This window comes from Vibrio sp. 2130-1, assembly GCF_033339515.1.
This window is the reverse complement of the sequence record NZ_JAWOUT010000141.1, coordinates 1-869: the sequence shown is the minus strand read 5'-3', so window position 1 is coordinate 869 and position 869 is coordinate 1. Positions and strand designations below refer to the sequence as shown.

At 48.9% G+C, this 869-nt stretch carries 1 pseudogene; it reads right to left on the bottom strand.

Features of this window, described 5'->3' with window-relative positions:
- A pseudogene (locus tag R7Q09_RS24755) lies at nucleotides 1–869 on the bottom strand (DUF3372 domain-containing protein); the annotation flags it as partial.

Genomic DNA, 869 nt, shown 5'->3' with positions numbered 1-869 from the left:
TAGACACGTACGAGATGTTTTCTGATGGCACTTTTGTGTAGCCTGCTGGCGCACCATTGTAATCAACGTACTTACCTAATTTTGTGTCGCCTTTGTAGTCTAGAAGAACGAAGTCAGCCAAGTTACCCGCCATGCCTAGACGAACCAAATCTTGGTTGTGTAGACGACCATTCACCGATTCTGCGTCCACTTTGGTTTCTTCATTCGCGTAAGCCGCGTTACCAAAACCTTGGTTGAAGCGAAGTGGGTGCTTACCTTCTGAATCGACACCGCCATCAAATGGGCTACCGCCACGAACAGCGTCACGCAGACGATCCGAGAACGTACCGATTTCAGTGCCAGCCATGTTTAGCTGAGTGGCTTGATCAAAACGAGCGTTGTTAGACACTTCACCGAAGTCCCAACCTTCACCGTAGAACAAGGTGTTCTCGTCAATCTTGCGGATTTGCTCAAGCGCGTAGACCATCACATCTTTTGGCTGGTGGCCCATCAAGTCGAAACGGAAACCGTCAACTTTGTAGTCGTCCGCCCACACTTTCAATGAGTCAACCATCAGTTTACCCATCAGCAAGTTTTCTGTTGCAGGGTTGTCACAAGAAGTTGAGTGTTGTACGCCGCCAGTGTTGACGTTAAGACGGTGGTAGTACCCTGGGACGATTTTATCTAGAACGGATTTGTCGTTAATGCCAGAGGCATTGGTGTGGTTGTACACCACGTCCATGATCAGCTTCAGCTTCATTTTGTGTGTTGCTTGCACCATTTCACGGAACTCAAGAATACGTTTTGAGCCGTTTGGATGGGTCGCGTAGCTGCCTTCTGGCACCGTGTAATGGAATGGGTCGTAACCCCAGTTGAAGCTGTCTAGCATG